The 1952-nt window shown below is 41.7% G+C and carries 1 protein-coding gene and 1 pseudogene; both read left to right on the forward strand.

What is annotated here, in order from left to right:
• Nucleotides 1-133: 133 nt before the first annotated feature.
• Nucleotides 134-1030, forward strand: coding sequence for a copper amine oxidase N-terminal domain-containing protein (locus JO375_RS04325; protein WP_229523307.1), 897 nt, complete (start codon nt 134-136; stop codon nt 1028-1030).
• 15 nt (nt 1031-1045) lie between these two features.
• Nucleotides 1046-1952: pseudogene (locus JO375_RS04330) on the forward strand (CARDB domain-containing protein); the annotation flags it as partial.

Raw genomic sequence — 1952 nt, forward strand, 5'->3', positions numbered from 1 at the left:
TATACTATCTAATCGATTAGATAATAATAAAGGAATGGAGTTTTCTTTAGGTCCACTGAATCTTTCTATTTTTGAGCGATGTATTAAAAAATGTCGTAAAATCATAGTATGAAAAGAAAAGGAGCAATTAAAAATGAAAAAAAAATTTATGATGATTTTTGCATTAATCCTAATCGTGTCTAGTTTGGGCCAAGTGGTCTCAGCTGCCGGTAAAGAGGTAACCGTGACTGTAGACTCTAAAAAAGTGAATTTTCCGGATGGTAAACCAATTATGGAAGAAAACCGTGTACTGATTCCTGTACGTTTTGTTTCGGAAGCATTGGGGGCAAAAGTTGATTATAAAAATCAAACAGTGCTCATTAAACAGAGTGAAAAAAATATTAGCATGAAGGTTAATACTTCTATCGTAACGACAGGCGATAAAAAGATTTTATTGGATGTGCCGGCTCGTCTGCAAAAAGGCCGCGTCTACGTTCCGCTTCGTTTTGTTTCTGAAGCTCTAGGGGCACAGGTGGATTGGAACAGCAAAAAGTTCCTGGTAACTATCACTACGGCCAGCGCTACTACTAAACCTGCAGATCCGAAAGATCCAGAACAAAAACCGGAAGAAAAACAGGAACAGCCGAAGATGGTTTTCAAGCCGTTTGCGTGGGAAGAAAAAACTGATTTGGGCAAAGCGTTGTTTAAAAACAACATGAAATACTCGAACGGACAAGTAACCTTTACTGTTCCTGAAGGTGCTGAAGCGTCATATTTGAGCCTACAGGCCGGAATGGTGAAATTAAAACAGGGGCAAAAATACACGTACTCAGCAGGTGTAGGGAGTATTACTTTCGGAAAAATTTATGCGAAGGATGACCTTATCGAAGGATACACAGTATTTTTGGATACGAAAGATGAATCTTTGGGTAAGCAGTTTATTAACTTGACGGATGATGTTGTTGTTTATCATGGTTTTGTGAAGAAGCATAAATCTGTTGAGACTGCCGGGACACTTAAAGAAGCTATCGCAGCAGCTCAATCCTTGTAGGGTGGAGCTGACACGATGAAACGAATTATAGCTTTTGTTTTGATAATTATGATGGTCGGCTCTTCTTACGCTCTTGCGGCTGGCTCGGAAGCGATGTTAAGGAAATATGTAGGGTTCAATTACGGTGACAACGGAATCTATCTGCGTGGCTTTATACCAGCACTTAATGATAATGTTACTCGTCCATGGGAATTGGCTCGTTGGACAGGGATTTTCGCTTTTTCTGGAGGAAAGTCCACGAAAGTCGGTAATTATGATGTTTTTAACGTCAAGCGTAAGGCAGACGACCCAAATTTTGATAAAGAAAACGGTTTTGGCTTGGTGTTTAAGAGTCAAACAGCCTTGGGTGATCTCTTCGATGCGGTCATGATTGATCAGACCGTAGGAGCGAAGCAACGGTCATATTTCCGTGATACATTCGTTCAATCGGCAAATGATCCGCAGTTTGATGAAGGCAATCCTTTTTTTTACAGAGTTGAAGGTAAAGTATTTCTTCGGACCTCAGGGATTTTGCAACGTATGGGAATTGCATTTAGCAAGACTAATAAAATTAGTGAAAATGAACGTCAAGCACTGTACAGCGTCACGAAGTGGCCTGTGTTAAAGGCAACAGCAACGGGCGGTAAGCTTAAAGTTGACTATACCGGATATGGCGTATCCGAACGGGATATACGGATTGTGGCGACCAAAAAGGGCGCATTTCCTGACCTAAAAAATGTGGTCAGTCTGACGGGTGGCAAGATGATACATACGTCAGCAGCGGCCAAGACAGGCAGTCTGAGCGTGGACTATGAGGACTTGGCCAAATTGCTTGGCCGGGATATTGATGTGGTGATCGACGATGGCTATGGCCGCACAGCGATTAAAACGGTTCACCTCCCTAAAATGCCAAAAAAAATGGACTATATACCGACCAAGCTCA

The sequence above is a fragment of the Paenibacillus farraposensis genome, assembly GCF_020736845.1.
GTDB lineage: Bacteria > Bacillota > Bacilli > Paenibacillales > Paenibacillaceae > Paenibacillus > Paenibacillus farraposensis.

Bases quoted from the DNA above. Each gene is read 5' to 3' on its own strand.
- JO375_RS04325 (WP_229523307.1), top strand. From the start codon at position 134: ATGAAAAAAAAATTTATGATGATTTTTGCATTAATCCTAATCGTGTCT.